Source organism: Acetobacter senegalensis (genome assembly GCF_001580995.1).
Classification (GTDB): domain Bacteria; phylum Pseudomonadota; class Alphaproteobacteria; order Acetobacterales; family Acetobacteraceae; genus Acetobacter; species Acetobacter senegalensis.
Genome location: NZ_LHZU01000114.1, coordinates 1 through 21,529, shown reverse-complemented (window position 1 = coordinate 21,529; position 21,529 = coordinate 1). Strand labels below are relative to the sequence as shown.

General features: G+C 52.8%; 20 protein-coding genes and 1 pseudogene. 4 read left to right on the top strand and 17 right to left on the bottom strand.

Annotated features, from left to right (window positions below):
• From uraH to AD948_RS05225, 4 genes are read right to left on the bottom strand one after another with little or no spacing between them, the layout of a single operon-like run.
• On the bottom strand, positions 1–333 hold the full coding sequence (uraH, locus tag AD948_RS05240; RefSeq protein WP_061471009.1) for a hydroxyisourate hydrolase: 333 nt from the start codon (positions 331–333) through the stop codon (positions 1–3).
• Positions 330–845: a 2-oxo-4-hydroxy-4-carboxy-5-ureidoimidazoline decarboxylase gene (uraD, locus tag AD948_RS05235; protein WP_061471008.1), complete on the bottom strand. Its 516-nt coding sequence runs from the start codon at positions 843–845 to the stop codon at positions 330–332. The genes uraH and uraD overlap by 4 nt, the downstream gene beginning before the upstream one ends.
• The gene (puuE, locus tag AD948_RS05230) at positions 842–1,735 is read right to left on the bottom strand and encodes an allantoinase PuuE (protein ID WP_061471007.1); all 894 of its coding nucleotides are present in this window, start codon (positions 1,733–1,735) and stop codon (positions 842–844) included. The genes uraD and puuE overlap by 4 nt, the downstream gene beginning before the upstream one ends.
• Positions 1,736–1,757: 22 nt before the next feature.
• The gene (locus AD948_RS05225; protein ID WP_061471006.1) at positions 1,758–3,206 is read right to left on the bottom strand and encodes an NAD(P)-binding domain-containing protein; all 1,449 of its coding nucleotides are present in this window, start codon (positions 3,204–3,206) and stop codon (positions 1,758–1,760) included.
• Between the two features lie 309 nt (positions 3,207–3,515).
• On the opposite strand from AD948_RS05225, the gene AD948_RS05220 reads away from it, so the two are divergent.
• Positions 3,516–4,418 (top strand): LysR family transcriptional regulator, encoded by a 903-nt coding sequence (locus tag AD948_RS05220; protein WP_006558769.1) that lies wholly within the window; start codon positions 3,516–3,518, stop codon positions 4,416–4,418.
• Between the two features lie 80 nt (positions 4,419–4,498).
• On the opposite strand, the gene AD948_RS05215 is transcribed toward AD948_RS05220, so the two are convergent.
• The 7 genes and pseudogenes from AD948_RS05215 to AD948_RS18945 all read right to left on the bottom strand — a co-directional run.
• On the bottom strand, positions 4,499–6,103 hold the full coding sequence (locus AD948_RS05215) for a gamma-glutamyltransferase family protein (RefSeq protein ID WP_061471005.1): 1,605 nt from the start codon (positions 6,101–6,103) through the stop codon (positions 4,499–4,501).
• Positions 6,104–6,108: 5 nt separating this feature from the next.
• On the bottom strand, positions 6,109–7,458 hold the full coding sequence (locus AD948_RS05210; protein WP_061471004.1) for an AtzE family amidohydrolase: 1,350 nt from the start codon (positions 7,456–7,458) through the stop codon (positions 6,109–6,111).
• A gap of 2 nt (positions 7,459–7,460) precedes the next feature.
• The gene (locus AD948_RS05205) at positions 7,461–7,646 is read right to left on the bottom strand and encodes an AtzG-like protein (RefSeq protein WP_061471003.1); all 186 of its coding nucleotides are present in this window, start codon (positions 7,644–7,646) and stop codon (positions 7,461–7,463) included.
• Between the two features lie 40 nt (positions 7,647–7,686).
• On the bottom strand, positions 7,687–8,913 hold the full coding sequence (locus tag AD948_RS05200) for a pyridoxal-phosphate-dependent aminotransferase family protein (RefSeq protein ID WP_061471002.1): 1,227 nt from the start codon (positions 8,911–8,913) through the stop codon (positions 7,687–7,689).
• The gene (locus AD948_RS05195) at positions 8,913–10,220 is read right to left on the bottom strand and encodes an allantoate amidohydrolase (protein WP_061471001.1); all 1,308 of its coding nucleotides are present in this window, start codon (positions 10,218–10,220) and stop codon (positions 8,913–8,915) included. The genes AD948_RS05200 and AD948_RS05195 overlap by 1 nt, the downstream gene beginning before the upstream one ends.
• A 239-nt stretch (positions 10,221–10,459) precedes the next feature.
• The gene (locus tag AD948_RS05190) at positions 10,460–11,815 is read right to left on the bottom strand and encodes an NCS2 family permease (RefSeq protein ID WP_061471000.1); all 1,356 of its coding nucleotides are present in this window, start codon (positions 11,813–11,815) and stop codon (positions 10,460–10,462) included.
• Between the two features lie 304 nt (positions 11,816–12,119).
• Positions 12,120–12,280, bottom strand: a pseudogene (locus AD948_RS18945) (IS5/IS1182 family transposase); the annotation flags it as partial.
• A 206-nt stretch (positions 12,281–12,486) separates the two neighbouring features.
• Here AD948_RS18945 and AD948_RS18620 point away from each other — a divergent pair.
• Positions 12,487–12,609 carry a carbohydrate porin gene (locus AD948_RS18620; protein ID WP_248845925.1) on the top strand — a complete coding sequence of 41 codons (123 nt, stop codon included), beginning with the start codon at positions 12,487–12,489 and terminating at the stop codon, positions 12,607–12,609.
• 352 nt (positions 12,610–12,961) lie between these two features.
• Here AD948_RS18620 and AD948_RS05185 read toward each other — a convergent pair whose 3' ends face one another.
• From AD948_RS05185 to AD948_RS05160, 6 genes are all read right to left on the bottom strand, one after another.
• Complete coding sequence (locus AD948_RS05185) at positions 12,962–13,435, bottom strand: c-type cytochrome (RefSeq protein WP_006558759.1); 474 nt, start codon at positions 13,433–13,435, stop codon at positions 12,962–12,964.
• 310 nt (positions 13,436–13,745) lie between these two features.
• Positions 13,746–14,480, bottom strand: a complete 735-nt coding sequence (locus AD948_RS05180; RefSeq protein ID WP_061470999.1) for a TetR family transcriptional regulator C-terminal domain-containing protein — start codon at positions 14,478–14,480, stop codon at positions 13,746–13,748.
• Between the two features lie 123 nt (positions 14,481–14,603).
• Positions 14,604–15,335: a pirin family protein gene (locus AD948_RS05175; protein ID WP_061470998.1), complete on the bottom strand. Its 732-nt coding sequence runs from the start codon at positions 15,333–15,335 to the stop codon at positions 14,604–14,606.
• Between the two features lie 10 nt (positions 15,336–15,345).
• Positions 15,346–16,866, bottom strand: a complete 1,521-nt coding sequence (locus AD948_RS05170; protein WP_061471020.1) for an efflux transporter outer membrane subunit — start codon at positions 16,864–16,866, stop codon at positions 15,346–15,348.
• Positions 16,867–16,870: 4 nt separating this feature from the next.
• A complete protein-coding gene (locus AD948_RS05165) occupies positions 16,871–17,947 on the bottom strand; it encodes an HlyD family secretion protein (protein WP_061470997.1) in 1,077 nt (358 codons plus the stop codon).
• Positions 17,948–17,963: 16 nt separating this feature from the next.
• Complete coding sequence (locus tag AD948_RS05160) at positions 17,964–19,601, bottom strand: MFS transporter (protein WP_058988859.1); 1,638 nt, start codon at positions 19,599–19,601, stop codon at positions 17,964–17,966.
• A 120-nt stretch (positions 19,602–19,721) separates the two neighbouring features.
• Between AD948_RS05160 and AD948_RS05155 the strand changes: the two genes are divergently transcribed.
• On the top strand, positions 19,722–20,645 hold the full coding sequence (locus AD948_RS05155; protein ID WP_006558753.1) for a LysR family transcriptional regulator: 924 nt from the start codon (positions 19,722–19,724) through the stop codon (positions 20,643–20,645).
• Between the two features lie 529 nt (positions 20,646–21,174).
• Positions 21,175–21,529: TonB-dependent receptor plug domain-containing protein (locus tag AD948_RS05150; protein ID WP_156478938.1), on the top strand; the 355-nt coding region annotated here is incomplete at its 3' end.

The following is a 21,529-nucleotide window of genomic DNA, read 5'->3' as shown; positions in this document are numbered from 1 at the left end:
TCAACTCCCTCGATAGGTGGAATAACTGTAAGGAGCGGCTAACAGAGGCACATGGGCGTGCCCCTCTTCTCCCAGACCAAAGGCAACAGGAACGACATCAAGGAAAGGCGGATCAGCAAGCTGATGGCCTTGAGCGCGAAAATAGTCCCCAATGTCAAATTCGAGTATGTAGAGCCCTTTTTTCAGAGACAGAGACCGTAACTCCGGACAGCGGCCATCTTGATCCGTTTTTCCGGAAAAGAGTACAGCCCCTGAAGAAGAAAGACGAAACGTAACCCCGGCTGCAGGACGGCCGGAGACCGTATCCAGCACATGCGTAGAAAGCGAACTCATACTTTCACCTTATCCTGTAATCGTAACGATGCGATAGCATCAATCTGCGCGAGTGCTTCAGTCAGTTCATTTTCTGCCGTGCTGTTTAGCCGACGGCTCATTTCTTCAAGAATAATCGCTTTGGGTGCTTTTCCCGCCTTACGGACACAGATGACAAATGGCATGCCGAACTTGCCCCGATAGGCAGCATTCAGGGCGTGAAAACGGTCATATTCTTCGGCCGTCAACCTATCCAAACCGGCCCCACCCTGCTCCTGTGCAGAGTCCTCACTCAACGCAGGGTCAATGCCCGCTCGGTGGCCAAGTTCGGGGTGTGCGCAAACCAGTGCATGCTTTGCACTGTGGTCCGCCTGTTTGATGATACTGGCAAAAGCAGCCTCCATGGCCGAAAGACTGGAGAAAGGACGTTTCTTTTCCGCTTTCTCTGCAATCCAAGGGGAATGCTCATAAATGCCACAGAATTCTGCAACAAAGGCGGCTGGTGTCAGGGCATTTACTTCATCAAGCGTCATGCCGGATAGACCTTCTGCCAGTGCCGTGCAATGTCCAGACGCGTTGCAACCCAAACGTTATCATGGGCTTTGATATGCTCAAGAAAACGGGCAACAGCTAATGCCCGCGCTGGTTTGCCTGCCAGACGACAATGAAGGCCGACTGACATCATGCGACCGCCTTCCTGGTAAAGCATGTCAAAATTATCGCGCATGTAATGGAAAAATTGTTCACCCTCGGTAAAACCGTTCAGGGCTGAAAATTTCATATCATTTACGTCGAGCGTGTAAGGCACAATCAACTGAGGCTTGCCGTATTGGCGATCATAATAAGGGAGATCATCTGCGTAGGAATCCGCATCATAAACAAATCCCCCTTCTTCTACGATCAGACGAGCCGTGTTCGGGCTGGTCCGCCCCTGATACCAGCCTAGGGGACGCTCTCCCGTTACTTTTGTGTGCAGGGCAATGGCTTCACGGATATGCGCCCGCTCCACTTCTTCAGGGATGTCCTGATAGTCGATCCACCGTAGGCCGTGGGAGGCAATTTCCCATCCGCTCCGCTTCATGGCTGCAACGGCTTCAGGATTGCGGGCCATGGCCATGGCGACGCCAAATACAGTCGGGCGAAAACCTGCGGTTTCAAAAAGTCTGTATAACCGCCAGAACCCTGCCCGGCTGCCATATTCGTACAGGCTTTCCATCTGCATGCAGCGTGCGCCGATAATCGGTTTTGTGCCGACCATTTCAGAAAGAAAGGCCTCAGAGCCTTTGTCTCCATGCAGAATACTGTTTTCCGCGCCTTCCTCGTAATTCACAACGAACTGAATGGCGATGCGAGCCCCTCCAGGCCATTGAGGGTCTGGGGGATTTGGCCCGTAACCAATCATGTCACGCGGATAAGTCGTCATTGTTCTTCCTGTTTTCGGCGTCTCATTCAGAAGCAGTTGGGGGTGCCAGACTGATCAGCTCATCTGTATTATAATCCAGAAGGCTTTGAAGCTGCTTGTCTCCATCCGCCACAAACAGGTCCCGGCCAATGGCCTGCGTCAGACGCTCCACGCCGAAGCGCATGCCGCTGATAGATGCACCGGATAAGCCCATGCTTGGCATGGCGGCAAATGTAAAATTGTGAATGGCCGCCATCATGGGGGCAAGAGGATCCGTCGTGTCACGGGGAAGAAACTGAAAATGTTTGCCCAGATATGGGTGGCTACCCAGAAGAGTGTTTTCTTCGCCCTGCGGCGCCTCAAACTTATCGCGCCAAAGCTGCACTTTTTCTGCAATCAGACGCAATTCCGGTCTGCGGGTCAGGTCAATAACAAAACCTGTTCCGATAATCAGGAAGTCAAACGTCATTTCCCCATGCGGCGTGCTGACAATAATCTCGTCCCCTTTTTCCTTGACGGAAAGCCAAGGGGTGCCTGTATGAAAGGCGAAATTTTCATGCTTCCGACAGCGCCAGAAGGTATCCTGCGGCGGGGGCTGATTGAGATCATAGATTTTCCGCATGAAACGCCAACGGGTCAGATCCGGCAGGTCAGCAAAGTAGCTGAGGAACCCTGCGTTCTCCATCCAGCGGTACGGATTAACCGTCGGTATTTTTGTGCGACGCAGGCAAAGGTCCACGCTTGCAGCGCCGTTTTCCAGCGCAGTCGCCGCGTTGTCAAAAGCCGAGGCCCCAGCCCCGAGCACCCCTATGCGTTTGCCGCGCAAGCTAGCGAAATCAATTGATTGACATGTGTGCGCATAGCGTGTGGGGGAGATTTTCTTTGAGATGAAATCGGGGACATGCCATGTGCCACCGCCTTCAATGCCGGTAGCAAGGACAACTTTGCGGGCCCATTGGTGAGATTTTTCACCATTGCTGTGCTCAAATACAAGCCGCAGCAACCCATCTTCCCATCCCATATCAACCAGTTTGTGGTCATTTTTTACGTTCAGTCCAAGCGTGTCTCTTACCCAGTCGAGATAGCTCTGCCAGTCCTGACGCGAGATTTTATCAAGTTTTTGCCATGCTGCTGCGCCATAGCGTGCTTCGTACCAAGACTGCGGGGTAAGACTGGGGATACCAAGGTCTGGCCCCGTTACATGCTTTGGGGTGCGCAGCGTGAGCATGCGGGCAAACGTAATCCACGGCCCCTCCCCTCCTCGCTCGGCTTTATCAAAAATCATGGTGTTGGGAATGCCACGTCGGCGTAGACCAAAGGCTGTTGCCAGCCCCCCTTGCCCGCCACCAATAATGGCGACATCCAGCACCTTTTCCCCATTCCGTTCCATCTCCGGACACCAGTTGCCGGTCGCATAACTGATTTTTGCAAGATCAGCGTGTACCCGTTGGGTAAGATCCTGCAGGGCAAGGGAAGACGAAACCTGATTCATGATGAAGCCCTAATAATGAGAAAGCGGCGTAATGAAGGGAGGGAAGGCAAAAACGCAGAGAGCCTTGTTTCAGAAAAATATCGCAAAATGGGAGGGGGGCGTTGAAGGTGCGTAGAGAGCCGCGGTTTGCAGCGTCATGGCGTTACGCTGCGTTTCTGGTTCTACTCTTCTGGCAAGAAACATTCATCACTATCCTCTGAACTGACATTAGCGCAGCCCTGTCCAACTGAGAGAATAATTTCATATTCACCCCGTTCTTGTATATGATTTAAATCAGTCTAATCTGTTCGCAAAATGAGAGCATCCATTATGCCTGTCTTTTCGCGTTTTCTCCGGTACTTTATGGCGGTGGCCCAGCATGGATCCATCCGGAAAGCGTCTGACGAGTTGCATATAGCGGCTTCAGCGATAGACCGGCAGATTCTTCAGGGAGAAAAAATGCTGGGAACGCTTCTGTTTGAGCGTCTTCCGACAGGCTTACGGCTAACAACCGCCGGTGAATTATTGCTGACATCCTGCAGGCGCTGGACGCGGGATATGTCCGCCCTGACAACGCAGATTGATAACCTGAAAGGGTTGCGGCAAGGCTCGGCTGATATTGTGATTCCAGATGCCCTTACCAAAGGTTTCATACCAACGGTGCTGGGAAAACTGAGGGAAAGCCACCCCGGCATTACGGTCAATATCCATGTTCGCGCCAGTAGGGATATGGGAGAAATATTGGTTAATGGAGATGCCGACTTTGCTCTGATGTTCAATCCGGGCCACATGAGAGAATTATATGTGCGTGCTCACAAGGAAATCCCTCTCGGGTTTATTACCCTTCCCGATCATCCTGTAGCCGCCATGGACGAAGCTTATTTTAGCCTCTGTGCAGAATATCCCGTGGTTGTGCCCGCTCCGCCCTTGGCGCTCTGGCGACCATTGGAGCTTCTGGAGGCCGAGACAGGCATGAAGATTCAGGCCATTGCCCGTGCTGACAACATTCAGATGATCAAATCGCTTGTGAGCGAAGGGGTTGGAATAGGTATTCTGAGCTATCTGGATGCATATGATGAAATCCAGAAAGGACAATTGGCTTTTGTGCCTCTTCGCAACAAAAAGCTTTCTCCGATCACATTGGCATTGTGTGTTGACCGTTCTCGCCAGTTGTCCATGGCTGCCCGGCTGATTATTTCCGAGGTAGAGCAGTTCTTCGTCGAAGGGATTTGATATAAACCAAGGACGCACGGCAACTCAGGTATTTTTCTCAGGCGTTTTTGTATTTTGGACGCCAAATTTTGTGGCGGCGATCACCATGCCGCGACAACCCCATCGCTTCTTGGATCTGTTGCTCCTTCCAGCACGCCATCTGCATGGCGTACCAACGCGCCAGCGTGCCCCATCAAGGACGTAAAGGGAGCTACACATTCAATGGTATGTCCTGCCGCTCCAAGCTGAGCAATAACGGCAGGATCAAACCGGTCTTCGTATTTGAGCGTAACACTCTCGTCGCCCCATGTACGGCCAAGTAACCAACGGGGGGCTGTTATGGCTTTCTGCAAACCTATCCCGTACCGTGCATAACGGCTGAACAGGGCCGCCTGCGTTTGGGGTTGCCCTTCGCCGCCCATGGTTCCGTAAACCATCGTGCGTCCGTCAGCAAAGCGTGCAGCGGCAGGATTAAGAGTATGGAATGGCTTGCGTCCAGGTTTAAGGGCGTTCCATCCGTCCTCCGCCAAGCGGAAGCTGGCTCCTCTGTTTTGCCAGACAATGCCTGTCTGAGGGAGAACAACACCTGATCCAAATTCAAAATAGGTACTCTGGATCATGCTGACAGCCACACCGTTGCTATCAATAGCTCCCATCCATACCGTATCTCCATCCTGCGATGGGTAAGGCCATGGTGCGGCCTTTTCCGGATCAATCGCCGCGACCATGCTTGCCAATGCGGCTTTGTCGTTCAAGCAATCCTGAGCCTCTACACTCATAAAGGATGGATCCCCCACGTGGGTATCCCGATATCTGAACGCCTGTTTTGTAGCTTCCACCAAGCCATGAATATGGTCAAAACTCTCTGGCTGTTCCGCCTTTAACTGATCAAATAATGCCAGAATGAGAAGAGAGGCCACGCCCTGAGTAGGCGGAGCCATATTGTAAAGCGTGGCTCCCTTGATCTGCACGGATAGAGGCGGTTTTATAAAAGCTTTGTGAGACGCCAGATCTGCTAGGGAAAGCGGGCTGCCTGCGCGACGCAGATCCTCAGCAATGTCATTGGCCAAAGAACCGGTATAAAAGCTGTCAGGGCCTTCGCTGGCAATACGTCTCAACGTCTGCGCCAGTGCCGGGTTTTTTAAAATGTCGTTTGTCTGAAGCGGTCGTCCTTCAGGCTCAAACACGACTGAATAACCAGAAATGTCTCTCAGTTCGGCTGATTTGGCCGCAGCAACTTCCGCGCCTCCTTCCGTTATAGGAACGCCATGCTCAGCATACCAGATTGCGTCGCTCAACAGCCGTGTCAAAGGGAGACGTGTTTGCTTTTCACCACTCACGCGTTCTGCGAGGCCTAAGGCTGTTCCCCAGCCTGAAACGGTCCCTGCCACTGTGTTGGCAGCAAGACCTCCCCGCCAGGGAACTGTCTGGTGACCCGCATTTTTGTAAAGAATCAGATCCGCTTTTCCTGCCGCTGCCCCACACGCATCTATGGTCTCCACGCGTCCGTCGGGCCAGCAGATAAGCCAGAAAGCATCTCCTCCAATGGACGTCATGTGCGGGTAAACCACCGCTAAAGCGGCCGCTGTGGCGACCACGGCCTCAATGGCGGAACCGCCCTCTTTGAGAATATCCAGACCAGCTTGACTAGCCAGATGATGCGGAGACGTAACCATCCCTCGCAAAGAGCGCGGTGTGTGCAACATCAGGATTAGCTCCGAGCAGTTACAACAGGAAAACCGAGAAGACCTTTCTGTTCCAGCATTTCGGCGAATGCGAGAAGAGTGTTCTCTTTACCGGGGGCCGTAATGAATTGAACCCCCAGAGGAAGCGGAATGTCCACGTCATTTCGCGGCGAGAGAGGGGCAGAAAGCACAGGCATGCCAGCCAGACTTAAAGGCTGGGTGAACAGACCAAGGTTGGCGCGAGCGGAAACAGCTTTTCCTCCCACCATAATGGTGGGCTGATCCAGCCGTGGTGCTGGGCCGACAGTTGCTGGAGCAACAAGAATATCTACTTTCCTGAAGGCTTCATGCATGATTTCCCGGAACCAGTTACGCACGCGCTGCGCCTGAATGACGGCGGCAGAGGGAAGCAATGCGCCTGCCATCAATCTGTCTCGCGTGGCGGGGTCGTATGCCATAGGCTCAACCTTAAGCCGGTTAAGGTGCAGATTGCCTCCTTCTGCGGCGGTAATAACAAAGGAGGCGGCGCGTGCGCGCGCAACTTCCGGCAAAGTAATGGTCTGAGTGTGCTGGCAGGCCGCCTGAATGGCACTCATGCCGGCTGCCACGCCACTGGTCAGATCCTGAGCAAACCACCCATCCAGTATTCCGACCGAAAGCGCGCTGACATCACCTTTATAAGCGAGGGACTGACCAATCAGAACTTCGCTGACAGAGCGAATATCCGCAACGTTCTGTGCGAACGGTCCAATCACATCCAAGCTGCTGGCAAAGGGATAGACCCCTGCCAGCGGGACAAGACCCTGCGTTGGCCTTAGCCCCCACACACCACATAGGGACGCGGGCACACGAATGGAGCCGTTGGTATCTGACCCTAGTGTGAACGGAAGAAGATTTGCTGCCACTGCTGCGGCAGAACCACCAGAGGAGCCGCCCGCGAGCCTTTGGGGGTCATGTGGGTTTCGCGTTGTTCCGTAATGTGCGTTTTCGGTGGCGAACCCGTATGCAAACTCGTCCATGTTGAGAGAGGCTACGGGAATGGCCCCAGCAGCGCACAACCGCTGCACGGCTTCTGCGTCCCGAGTGGCAGAGGGAGAATTATTCAGCACAACGGAGCCCGCCGTTGTGATCTGCCCTTCAAGATCGAACAGATCTTTCACGCCAAATGGCACACCCGCCAGAGGCCCTACCGTATCCCCTCTGGCAATACGGGCATCCAGATCTTTAGCTGTCTGTAATGCTCGCGTTTCCAGAACCTTGGTGACACAATTGTAGGAAGAATCCCGTTCTTTCAGGTCGCGTATGGTGTCCGTGCAATGCTGAAAGGCCGAAACTCTGCCGCTTTGAATGCTCTGCGCTAATGATGAAATGGACATGCTTACGGCCGATACTCATAGGCGGGGATGCAGGTGTCAGGCAAAGCCATGCCACAAATCAGATCAACATACCCACGCAATAACTGCGTATTGGCCGCCACACCAGCCATACAGTCTGCAGGAATGGTCAGATCAATCTGGCGTGCGAGCACGTGCAGATCGCTCAGAATGAGATCCTGTTCGTTCACTCAGGCCTCCTGTGGCAAGATCATGAAATAAGAATGACTTTTATGAATATTCTGCGAGGGCGGCATCCACGCCTGCGCCTCTCTGTGCCTTATGGCCTTCGGCAGCCAGGCAGACTTCAAGGGCGGCAAGGGTCAGAAGAACCTTGTGTTTGACGGCATTATAACCCATGGCCCCAATGCGCCAGATTTTACCAGCCAGAGGACCAAATGCGGTGCCGATTTCGATACCAAAATCATCCCGCATCCGCATTCTGACATTCTCGCCGTTCACTCCTTCGGGGATCCAGATGCCAGTCACGTTTGTCATCCGATAGGTATCGTTCCCGAAGACTTTCAGTTCCAACGCGCGGGCACCCGCCACCATGGCGGTACTGGCAGCGCTATGGCGGGCAAAACGTGCTTCCAGCCCTTCTTCCAGCATAATCCGTGCGGCTTCCCGTGCACCATACAGCATCGTTGTTGCTTCTGTGTGGTGGTTCAGGCGTTTTTCAGACCAGTAATCCATGACCATGGCGAGATCAAAGTAGTTGGAGGCAATGCGCGAGCGGTTGCCATCGAGCGTATCTGCACCGCGAATACCCGCTTCCACATGCTTGCGCGCCATAATGTGCTCAGCTGCCCGATCAGAAATTGTGATGGGGGCAGATCCTGGTGGTCCCCCCATACATTTCTGCAGGCCGCCAGAAACGACATCAATACCCCATGCATCTGTTTCAACTGCCATTCCTCCAAGCGTAGCCGTAGCATCCGCATAAGAAAGAACGCCATATTTGCGACAAAGCTCCCCTACTCCCGCCAGAGGCTGAGCCATGGTGGTAGAGGTATCTCCATGGATGCAGGCAAAAACCTGAGGCTTGTGTTCAATCAGTGCATTTTCAATCTGTTCCAGCGTGGCGACTTCGCCCCACGGAAGGTCCAGAGTGCAGATTTCAGCACCAATGCGCTGGGCAATTTCGGAAAGCAGCAGGCCAAAACGGCCCGCACGCACAATCAGCAATTTTGCTCCCGGTTCCACCAAAGAGACGAGAGCGGCTTCAATCCCTGCCCGGGCGGTACCGTCAACCAGAAAAGTCCAGCGGTTTTCCGTCATGAAAACCTGACGGTACAATTGCATGGTTTCATTCATGTAAGCTGTCATTTCAGGGTCAAACTGTCCCAGCATGTCAGCCGCCATTGCCCGCAAAACCCGGGGGTGCGCGTTAACAGGCCCAGGCCCCATTAACAGCCGCTGGGGCGGATCAATCTGACCGAACAGATTCTGTGCCATTACGCAATTTTCTCCTGTCGTGCAGAATAGGTTTCTGCGTAGCTTTCGATAAAAGTAACCATCACCTGAAAAGCAATTTCCACATCTTCCGCGGTCACCGCTTCTGCCGGGTTATGGCTGATTCCTTTTTCGCACCGTATAAACAGCATGCAGACGGGGGCCAAAGCCGCCATCACCATCGCGTCATGCCCTGCGCCGCTCACCAGTTTGCGCGCGGAAAGACCGGTAATTTTTTGGATTGCGTCGCTCAGGGCCTGTGTCAGTGCGGAATTGCAAGGGGTTGCAGGCAGGTCCTGCTGCAGTTCCATACTGAGTTCAACATGCCGTTTTTCTGCAATTGCGGCCAAGGCGGTGCGAATTGTCTCGGCCGCCTTGTCGCGGATACTTTCCGTGCCGGACCGGATATCCAAGGTAAAGGCCACGTCTCCTGGCACAACATTGGGTACGCCCGGAGCAACTTCCAACCGGCCTACAGTAGCAACAAGATCACCGGCTCCCTGCAGCGCTATGCTTTCAATGGCCACCATTGCTTCAGCAGCAGCAGCCAGAGCATCTTGCCGCAAGTGCATGGGCATTGTGCCAGCATGCCCTGCAAAGCCCTTTATATTAATGAGGAAGCGGTATTGTGCAGCAATGGCAGTGACAGCGCCCACCGCATGATTTTCAGATTCCAGAACCGGCCCTTGTTCAATGTGGGCCTCAAAGTAAGCGATGACATCTTTCTTATGGCGGGCTGCCTTTGAAAAATCTTCCAGAAGGAAGCCTTCTGTTCCCAAGGCGTCTCGCAAACTGATCCCGGCGGCATCCTTCATTGTGTCAGGAGCTGCTTTCAGCAAGCCCGCGACTGCACGAGACGTCAACATAGAGACAGGAAAGCGTGATCCTTCTTCGTCCCCAAACCCGATAACGTCTACAGCAAACGGTAGACGCTTTTTATGGGCGGAAAGATAGGCAACGACTTCAATCCCGAGCATCACACCCAGCGGCCCATCATATCGTCCGGCGTTTCTGACACTATCAAGATGAGAGCCGATAAGAAGAGCAGGCGCATCAGGTCGGGCGCCTTCATACCGCCCCACAAGATTGCCTGCCGCATCTTGGCGAGTTGTCATACCCGCCTCTTCCATCCAGGCAGAGACACAGCGGACGGTTTCTCGGTAAGCCTTACTCAGATACGGACGGAAAAGGGCTCCTTCCTCTTCAGAATAAGGAGCAACACCAAGGCTATCACACCGGCAGACAGCTCGGGTTCCACCATATTGAGCCGCCCCAACTGGCGCGGAGAAAGGTGTTTCACGAGATGTCATACAGTCACAACTCCGGCTATTCGTGCATCTTGTTACGGCACGCGTACAATCTTGCATACAAGGAAGATGGGTTGCAACCCTTCTCCCCTCCATAAAAAATAGACTAGTGAATTGCTAAATTTATAGCAGGAGAAACCTGTGGGCAGGGCCTATGACTAAGGCCACCTGCCCACCTTTCAATTGAATCTCTTGCACACAGAGAGCGTGCCTGAAGGGCGTGGTTTGGCGCGAGTGTTTTTTCAGCCCATTCGTGATGAAAGGACAAGATAAGTCACAAACACACCATCCAAGGTGAGCAACATAACGGTAATGTCCTGCCAGCGTCTGGTTGTAATGGCCAGAAATGTGAAAAGCAGGAGGCCGAGAGCCAGACTGATCATGAAATCTCCTGTCATGACGGTAATCAGCACCATGAGGAGCGGTATAATCTGCTCTCGCGCAGAAAGATTTTTCAAATCAGTCAAGCCGCTGAGCATGCCCAATCCCACCAAGATAAGAATAGGAGCCGTTGCTACAGCTGGTACGGATGTGATTAACGGCCAGAAGAGAGACGAAAGCGCAAAAAGCAACGCGACTGTCACACCGACCAGCCCGGTTTTACCCCCTTCCTCTACCCCCACCAGAGATTCAAGATAGGCAGAAACGGTGGATGTTCCGAGCGCAGAGCCGACAATGCTTGCTGTTGCATCAGCAGCAAAAGCATCCCGCCCCAAGAGCGGCTGTCCTTCCTTGTCTTTGAGTCCAGACCGCTGAATGACGGCCATCATCGTGCCGGTTGCATCAAAGAAGTCCCCGAGGAAGAAATAGAGGGTTACTGGTAAGACAAGGAAAAAATGAGAGAAAAAGCCTTTGAAATCGTATGGGAAAAGCATGTGCGTTGGATAATGGGGCCAGTCTATCCAATGGGTTGGCAACTGTGTCACCTTTGCACCGGCACCGTGCGGGACAAAGCAGCCGACAATCGTGATTATTGTAATGACAATCAGCATGGCCGCCGGAACACGTGACCAGCGCAGAAATGCCGCAAGAAAGAGTCCAGATATAGCCAGAAGAACGGCCGGATCAGTCAAATGACCAAAAGCCAGACCATCGTTCCCTTTTATGGCCAAGCCGCCTGTTACCATGCCGATATGCGCAATAAATGCCCCAATGGCAAAGTGGATGCCCAGACGAACAGGAACAGGAAACGCCCTGACAATTTTCTGCCGCCACTGGGTTAGCGAAAGCGTTAAAAATGCCAGACCACCCAGTAGTACCATTGTGAAGGCAACAGCCGGAGGAACACCCATCCGGATAACCACAACTTGCGCGAAGATAACGTTACTGCTCATGGCAGGAGCCAAGGCAATCGGCAGATTGGCCCAAAGAGCCATGATAAGGGACCCCAAAACCGCAGAAGCGATTGTGGTCATGACCATATCGTGCCGGTCCAGCCCCGCAGCGGAAAGAATGTCGGGGTTGACCGCCATGATATAGGCCATTGCCCCGAATGTCGTGACGCCTGCCAGCACTTCTTTCCAGAAACTGGAACCCCGGGCGGATATCTGGAAATAGCGATCACAATACCGATTAAAAAACGTTGAAAATACGCTCATTCTCTCCTCGCCGTATCCAGATGATACCCGGTTATAGTAGTCATGAGCCTTCACGCCAAACAGTTCGTTTACTGAAACAATTGTCTTCCGTGGCTTCTTCTGGAACCCTTCTGGAAATTCACGGAGGGGCGTTTGGGCCTAGCATGAGGCTTCCCATGGCGGTGAGGATTGTTGCCCCTGTCGTGTCGATCCTCTGCTCATAGTCTTTCATCTGTCGGCACCGGCGAATCACTCAGCCCAATGTTTATTCGACGATCCATCGACATGGCGGAATTTCAAGCCCTTTTGCCACGTCGGACCGCCAGATGATCTCACGGAAATCGCTCGCCCGTTTCTGGTCATGTCTGTTCGCGGGCGATATCAGGAGCCGAAGTGTTCCCATTCCTCATCGGTCAGATCTAAGGGATAGCGTTTTGTCCTGCGTGTAATGGCGGCCATACGGCCTCGTTGTTTTGGTGCCCACATCCTGAGTTTGGGTCACGCGTAAGCTTTCTTAAAACGCGTCACATCAAATTCCCAAAAAGGGCTCTACCGAATTTTATGCACGAGCATTTTTGTTAAGAATTATTCCGGCCCGTCCGCTTGACCGGCTTGGGATCGTCTATTCATACTATCGGTTGAGCCCAAGAACCACTTGTGATGCATAGTTATGGCAAATGGCGGGAATGTCTATGGGCGACTATGTTACTGCCTCGCAAACTCGGTCGGCTGTGCCGGAAGCTTGTTACGGCATTCCAGTCATGCTCGGTTTGGTTATTCTGCCGGGGTTTGAATACATGATGCACCCCGGTTAAGCATTAGCTGTTCCTAACGCCATCTTAAGGGGCATGACAGTCCATCAGTGCTTCATAATATAACGTGTCTGCCCAGTCGCTGCCGCAAAATGTGGGGCGCCTTTTTTCCTCTTTTTACATGGCGCTCTCACGAGCCAGCAATTGCATGCAGCGGCAGAAGAAGAGACATAAAAACCCTCAGAAAAGGCGGCTTTGAGAACATGATGGTATTGTAACGAAAATCCAACGCCGCCAGCCCCAAAAAGACTTGCCAGACTGATCTAACAGACCTTTCCAACGTTCTCTGACCAGAAGCCCCCATCACTCACATATCTTTTCACGTAATTGATGGGATGCTTCACAGTAAACACTCTTACGGAATGGGATGTGCTGCATTCAGGGCATTTCGTTCTGCCTGAAGTTCCGCGCCTTTTTTAGGGGTCGCCCGAGCCGTTTTAATATCGTCTGCCGTAAAGCTAGGTGCAGGTTTAGTGTCTCCCAAAGAGGCAACATATGTCAGAACGGCGGAGATGTCGTCGTCAGAAAGGGTTTTCAACGAGGGCATGAACCCTGCATATGTGACGCCACCAGCTTGAATAGGCCCATGGAGGCCATTTAGAACAACGTCTGCCAGATATGTCTTGCCTTCAGGTGAGGAAGCGATTTTGTCAATGCGGCCTTTTAGCACCGGAAACTGCCCCGGCATGCCGACACCTCCTGCCTGATGACAGACAGAGCAATTGGCATTGTAGATCGCAGCACCATCTGATGCGGCCTTGGCAGAACCCGCCAGAACCGGGACAGTTGCCATAACGCCAGCAAGAAGAAGCAGGCTACGTTTAATCATGATGATTTCCCAACAATCACAGATGTAGAACAGTTATAGATTAGCGCACCTGTACCAAAACGCCAGATGGTGTCGATATCGGCTTATGCCGGGCTGCTTACGTCTCAGTACACAGTAGGATGGTACTCCATACGGAGCGAACCAAGTGCCATAAGCCCCAAGTTGACAGGCTGCTTTGAACTGGGGCTAACTGACGACACACCGTCGTTTGTTTAATAGCTGCATAACAAGTAAAAATCTTCCGGCACAAGACGAAACAAGAAATTCTGTTGCTGTTTATTCACTCATCGCCCAGCCATATTACAGTGTATTATTTCCGTTTGTTTTTATTCCGTTTTTCTGGGCTTTTGCTTTCTTTTGTCGTATCGTGGACAAGTTGGTTGGTTTGTGGGGGAGTGTCAGCAGTCGCTTCGGTTAGACAAATGGACCCAGCCAGTTGCAGGATCGTGCTGATCCCTTTTTCAAAATCTGCAATATTCAAGCGTCGACGGCCCAGAACTGCGGCAAATTGGACTTGCATATCCGCATAAGCCTGCGTCATGGACCATAAAGTGAACATGAAGTGGGTTGAATCAACGGGCGCGCATAGTCCCTGTTTATGCCAATAATCAAAAACAACAGCTTTCTGCTCAACGTGCTCGCGCAATGTGCTATTAAGAAACGCGCGAACCCTCTCCCCTCCCGCCAGAAGTTCATGCATGAAAAGGCGTGATGCGTCTGGTTTACTGCGGGAAAATGCCATCTTCGAGCGAATATAGCCTTCCAGCCCTACTGCTGGTGTATGCTTGACGGAAATCCATTGATCAGCATCTGCCAGCCATCCTACCAGCAAACGTTGCAATGTGGCCCGGTACAGTTCTTCCTTGCTGCCAAAGTAATAAAGGATATTTGCCTTGGGAAGATCACACGCCTTGGCAATATCGTCTATCCGTGCGCCTGCAAAACCATAAGCCGAGAATATTTTCTCGGCAGCATTGAGAATTTGCTGAGTGTTATTACGTCGAGGGACACCGGGATTTCGCGGTAGGTCAGCTTTCTTTGTCACAGTGCCAAGAACCTTCAGAGCAAATGTATCTTTGCCATGTGATTAGCACTGAATCTTGCTACTGGGGTAGATGGAAAGCATAGGCACTGGTTAGGCAACTAAGCCTTGGGGAAGCCCCCTCCCTCAGGAGGCGACGTCAGCCAGCAGAACTTCTGAAGCTTCCTCGGCTATGACAGTGAACTCTGTAACGCTTTCAAGAGTCGCGGCGTCTCCTTCATGGAGAGTTTCGCCCTCGATAGTTACGCACCCAGACACCACCAGGAAATAAAGGTCGCGTCCGGGTGTGGTGCTGTACGCTGCGCCTTCGCTACCCGGAATGGCCGCATGTAGAAGCCGCGCGCGCGCGTTTAACGCGATAGGTGCTCCCTCAACACTGGTTTCCAGTTCTTCCGGATCATCTTCTGGAAACCCGGAAGCCATGATCTGGAAGCCGCCATTCTCATATTCTGAAAAAGAAGGACGCTTTTCCTGTGCTGGCGTTGTCCCCTCTATATCCGGGAGGAACCAGAACTGAATAAAGGATGCTCCTTGCTCCCCAGCTTTCCACTGCAATGTTGAGCAGCCCGTCCCTGTACTGATGAGATGGAGCCCTTTTGCGCGAATATCTTCTACAGGAAAATCATCCACGGCCGTTGTGAGTGTGCCTGAGCGAACCCACGTCACGATATCAACAGCAGCTTCCGGTCCGATCTGATAAGAAGTGCGCGGCAGCAACGTAGCATTATTGACGGCTCGCAAGCGTCCTTCATGCGTATGGGTCTGGTCCTGATAATCAGCAAACGCAAAGTAGCAGCGAAGAATCTGGCCTCCAGAATGGCTTGTTCCTAGTGTGTTGGATCGTCTTATTGTCATCATTGGTATGATCTCATGCGTGCTTTTTGGGTGCTTTTTCCGGGTAGATATCTTGCCATCCACCTCCAATTGCACGGTAGAGATTGGCCACAGAGACAGCGACATGCGCTGTAGCATCCGCCAAAGCGCTCTGGGATGAAAGAAGCGCGTTCTGTAAAGTCAGAACATTCAGGAAGTCTGCTGCGCCTTGTATATACTGGGCTTTGGCCGTATCAACTGCAATTTCATTCTCATGCACGGCTTCAGCCAGTTCATCCCGTCGCCTTTGGGCTGCTGTAAAATCGGCCATGGCATCATCAATTTCCTGCCACGCTTTCAGAACGGTGCGTTGGAAAAGTGTTGCTGCTTCTTTCTGCTGGGCACGGCGCAAGTGGAGTTGGCCAGTCAAGCGCCCCCCTTCAAAAATAGGGAGCGTTGCTGTTGGACCAAACCCATACTGGCGAGACGCCCATGAGCCAAGCCCACTGAACTGCAATGCCTGAATATCCAGACTGCCCGAGAGCGTGACACGAGGGAAGAAGTCTGCAATGGCAACGCCAATGCTGGCTGTGGCTGCGTGCAGGCGGTCAGCCGCCATTCTGATATCTGGCCGACGTTCAGCCAGCTCTGAAGGCAGCCCCACCGGCACCGTAGCAGGCACAAGTGGAATATCGCCCGGTTTACCGAGTTCGGCGTCCAAAGCGCCCGGTTCACGCGCCACAAGAAAGCTTAGGGCATTCAGGCTATGTGTGGCCTGTGCCTTGAGGGGCGCAAGGCGTGATGTAAATGTATGCAGTTGCCCCGTTGCTTCTGCCACATCCAGCCGTGTGGCTGCGCCCTGCTGGAAGCGTAAGGTGGTTAGTTTTACGCTGTTGTTGGCTATGTCAATATTGTGTTCCAGGATGCCAATCTGCGTCTGCGTCGCGCGCAGATCAATATAATCCTGCGCTGTTTCTGCCATAAGCGAGACCAGAATATCGCGACGCATTTCTTCCGTTGCGTGCATGGCTGCTGTCGCAGCTTCTACCTGTCGGCGAACATGACCCCAGAAATCGACTTCCCATGAAGCGTTCATGCCATATTGTGGCAGGTTGAAAGAAGGATTTCCCACGCTACCAGGCAACGCAGTAGGGCCAAACCCCTGCGTGCCTGATGCAATGGTTCCGGCCCCTTCCCGCTCCATGGTGCCCAGCAGCCCTAAAACACCATTGGTACTGGCTCGTTCCCGTCCGTAAGAGGCGTTGGCTTCTGCGTGAGGAAACTGGGCGGCGCTGGCAATCCGTTTTTCTGCCTGACTTTGCATCAGGCGCAGGCTGGCTGTCTTGAGATCCAGATTGGATGCAGCAACCTCATTTTCCAATTGTGTTAACACGGGGTCATTAAAGACCCGCCACCAAGCCGGATCAGTGGATGCCGTGACAACCTGACTTTCTGCAGGGGGCTGTGTTGAACGCCAAGTGGTTGGCGCATGGACTTCAGGCTTGTGATAATCAGGCCCAACGGTACAGCCTGCAAGTGCAAGAGCGGAAAAGCCAGCAAGAAGAAAGCGTTTCATCATCTTACTGCCAGACATAACGGCTGTCATTGGCATGCGCCCCTTCAGGGGAAGAAGTCGTATCAATATTTGCCTCAACCGACATCCCCACACGTACTTTTTCGGCAAGGGGTTGGCCGGGATCAAAAGTCAGTTTGACAGGGATACGCTGCACTACCTTGGTAAAATTCCCGGTTGCATTGTCTGGTTGAATGGGTGCAAACGCCACACCCGTCGCCGGAGCAAGTGAGTCAACATGCGCTTTAAGCGGCTGCCCGGGAAATGTATCCACCCAGACGGTCGCGCGCTGGCCTGTCTTGACTTTCGTCAATTGTGTTTCCTGAAAGTTGGCCAGAACGTAAGCGGCATGTGTGGGGACAACGGCCAGAATACCCGTGCCCGGATGCACATAGTTCCCTACGCGTACCCCACGTTCGCCAACCACGCCGTCAATGGGTGCCGGAATGGTGCAATAGGAAAGGTTCAGTTCGGCCTGCTTCGCGTCGCCCTGCGCGCGCAGAAGAACACCTCGTGCCCGTTCAAGCTGCGCTTTCAAAACAGCTACCTGCCGGATGGAGGCATCAACCGCTGCCCGATCCCGGGCAATCGCTGCTTGTGCTTCTCTTTCCTGCGCTTCCGAATGCTGCTTCTGTTCGATGGTTCCTGCCCCGCCAGACGACAGATTGCGATATCGGGTTGCATTCTGGCGAGCAAACGTCAGTTCCGCCTCATCAGCCTGTACAGCGGCGCGCGCTTGCGCGATAACAGAATCCTGCCGGGATATTTCAGCTTCCAGATTGGCAACATCACCCTGTGCCGCAAGAACATTGCCTCTCGCCACGTCAAGGGCCGCACGGTAGTCATCGTCCTCAATATGAGCAAGTTCCTCGCCAGCGTGAACTTGCTCGTTATCCTGCGCGATCACCCGGTCAATACGTCCCGATACCTTAGGGGCAACAGTAGGAAAATCCGCTGTGACATAGGCATCGTTGGTATATTGATTTATGCCGTCACCGTTGATCAACCGTGTGCCGCCCCAAGCAAGGAGAGCAAGCACACCGGCGGCGCAACCGGCATAAAGAAGTGGTTTCTTGTAAATCATGATCGGTAATTCCGGATTAGCGTGCTGGGGTGGTTGGGGATGGCGCACGCGGAGGATAGACCCGGCGTGGCAGAACAAGGTTCATGGCGGCATAACCAAGACACACCCAGATCAGCAGATAGTAGATATCGTTCAGAGCCAGAACGAGAGATTGCTCATGGACATAGGTGTGGAAGACCTGCAGCGTATTGTGGGCTACATGCGTGCTATCAGGTGATGTGGCGGAAAGCTGCTGGTTGATGGGATCACCCATGCCCTGCAAGGCAAGACCGTGAGTGCCATGATGATCAAGCAACATGGTGGAATGATACTGCTCGCGCCGACGGCTGAGTGCTGCAAACAGGGCAAAGGCAACAGCATTGGCCAAGCCCTTGAGCATGTTCACCATGCCCGAAATAAATGGACCATCGGCAGGTCCCATAGCCATGGTGGCCAGCATAAGTGTCGGGATGACGGTCATTGGCTGGCCAAAAACCTGAAGGATCTGGATGGGGTAAAAATTATCCCTCACCCAATCTACGGTGAGCCATGTTCCAAGCCACGCGGCTGTTGCCAGACAACACATTCCGCCAGCGAGCACGAAACGGCAATCCACTTTTCGGCTGTTGCAGATGGCAGCAATCAGCGGGAGCATGATAAGCTGTGGCAACGCAACCACCAAAGAAACCGGCGCCGCCTGTATAGGTCGATATCCACGCACCGCTTCCAGATAAGTGGCTGGAATGTCGCCCATAATGGCGCAGATGGCGAGAATGCCGACAAGTGAAAGCAAGGCTGCCTGAATGTTGCGCGAACGCCAGTACTGAATACGGAAATAAGGGCTGGGATGAAACGCCTCGTTGATGACAAATACGATAAACGCTGCCCCCCCCCACAGTGCCAGATCAGTAATAATGGGAGAGCGGAACCAATCCAGGCGGTCGCCCTGATACAAAACAATCACCAGCGAGCAGATGGCAGGCAGACCGACAAGCAGACCAAACCAGTTGAATTTCTGGAACCGTTCAAAATGCATGGGGTCACGCGGCAGGCCGTAGGCCATCATCGCGATTGCAAGTGCTGCGGTGGGAATAATCTCCCAATAAAGCCAATGCCAGCCAACATGTTCGAACCAGAAGGCCTCCAATGGCAATCCAAGGTTAGGCCCGAAAGTGGCGCTCATCGCATACCCACCAATGCCGAATACCCGGATCTCAGGGGGGAGATATTTCAGCATGACGGTCATCAACACGGGCGGCAGGCATCCTCCAGCCAAGCCCTGAAAGGCACGGAGAATGCACAGCGACGTCACGTCCGGCATGAATGGCGCGGGAATGGAAAACAACGCCATGATTGCCGTCATGAAGATGGAGAAACGGTAGATGGAAAACGTCATGTAGAACCATGGCGTAAAAGCCATGGCGGCAATATTGAAGGCCTCATAAATGGCGATAACCCAGGTTCCTTCATCGTGGCCGATATGCATGGCGCCACGAATGTCAGAAAGCCCGATTTCCGTTACATGCTCATTAAAACCAGCAACATGCACGGCAAGCAGCATGCCCAGACAACCAATGATTGTGCGCAGGCCAAAAGGCGGAATATATGAAGGCCGTGGTGGTGCCGCATGGATGATCGGCTCACCAGCAGCCTGTGCTGGAGTGACAGTATTCATGGAGCCACATGTTCCTGACCTTAAATAGCAGGACAACCCCTATTTCCGGAAAGCGACGACTTCGATTTTCGGAAGGGAAAGTTCTGGTCATTCCATCTGGCAACGTCTATTTCTGAAAGGATGAAAGGTTACGATCTCGACCTCCTGCGTTATCTTCAGGTGCTTGTTGAAGAGGAAAGTGTTTCTCTCGCGGCGCGTCGCCTGAAGGTCAGCGAACCTGCCATGAGCCGCCAACTGGCAAAGCTGCGAAAAGTCTTTGCTGACCCCATTCTGGTTCAGGCAGGACGGCGGATGATCCCGTCCACTTTTGCATCCGGTATTCTGGGGCGCGTTCAGGAACTGGTGCAGAACGCAGATACTCTGATCCAAACCCGTGCGCTGGCCAATCTGGCCAACATGAGCCCCACCTTTACCATCCGCGCGAATGATCTTGTTGTGGCAGCACTTGCTCTGCCCTTATTGCAGGCATTGAAAAAAGACTGCCCCAGCAGTGAAGTCATCTGGGCTCCGGAGATTGAAACAGCCGCATCCGATCCCTTGCGTGAAGGTGGTATTGACCTCTACATTGGCGCAACGGAATTGATGAAGCCTGAAATCCGGCGCCAGACACTCTTCCGGGACCGTATGCAGGGGTTGGTTCGTAAAGGGCATCCTATTCTGGATGCCCCTGTCACGCCCGAAAGCATGGTGCGTTATGATTATATCAGTGTCTCTCGTCGTGGACGGGCACATGGGCCTATTGATTGGGTATTGCGCAATCAGTTCGGTCTCACCCGCAATGTTCCCATGGTGGTGCCCAACTATCACTGCATGATTGAAAGTATGAAAAATACGGATCTTATTCTCGCGTTGCCGAGTATTGTCATTGATCATATATCGCTTGATGCGCTTTCGTTGGCGTCGTTTGAGTTCCCCCTCTCTCTTCCTAATGTAGAAGCTTTTCAGGCGTGGCATCCGCGGCGTGATATGGATCCCATTCATCGTTGGCTTAGGGAAACATTGTTTCGCGTTTCTCGGCACGTATTTGGGAAAAGTAGCTTTTAAAGCATGCCGTGATGTTGGATTGGCTACTCATCACAGACGATTAGAATATATACTCCTAGTTAAAATACAATTAAAGAATGTTCTTATAAATAAAAAACCATAACACAGACATATTTAATATAATAATGGCATGAATAATATATAATTAATTTCCACAATAAGGGGTAAATATGGAAAAATTATCATGTTTCCTCTTCGTTGAGTTCGTTTTACTTTCTGAAATGTTACGGTAGAGAACTGTTGTGTGGTAAAAAGGCACCACACCCCAATGCTATAGGGGGGTGTCATAAAACTTTAAAAAAAGTCCTGTTTTTTCAAGTGTAAGGAGGGGCCGCGTTAAAACATTCGTTCTATGGAACCCGAGCCCAGCATGCAGAAATTTTTGGCCACATCCGCGTTAATCGGCTTTGCAACACTACCTTTTGCAAATGCGTTTGCCGCAGATACGCTGAGCCCTTCTTCTTCCACCAAGCCGCAGGCGCGGTCTGTCAAACCGGCAGTAGCGGCTGCGTCTTCTTCTCAGCCATCGATGATGGGATCGACAGCGCCGACGGATCAGGCGCCTGAGAACCTTGATGTCAAAGGGGCGCGGCATCGGTCAGTGGGCGGCGGTCTGATGATCAAGGAAGACGCGGCCAAGTCACGCTCCACCGTCACATCCGAATTCATCCAGAAACAGGCCCCCGGCCTGAACCCCATGCAGCTTATTGAAATGCTGCCAGGCGTGAATACCACCTCCACCGACCCGATGGGACTTTCCGGCGGCCATGTCAGCATGCGCGGCCTGACCGAAAGCCAGATCGGCTTCACGCTGGAAGGCTTCCCCATCAACGATATCGGCAACTATGCCGTCTATCCGCAGGAAATCGTCGATCCGGAAAACC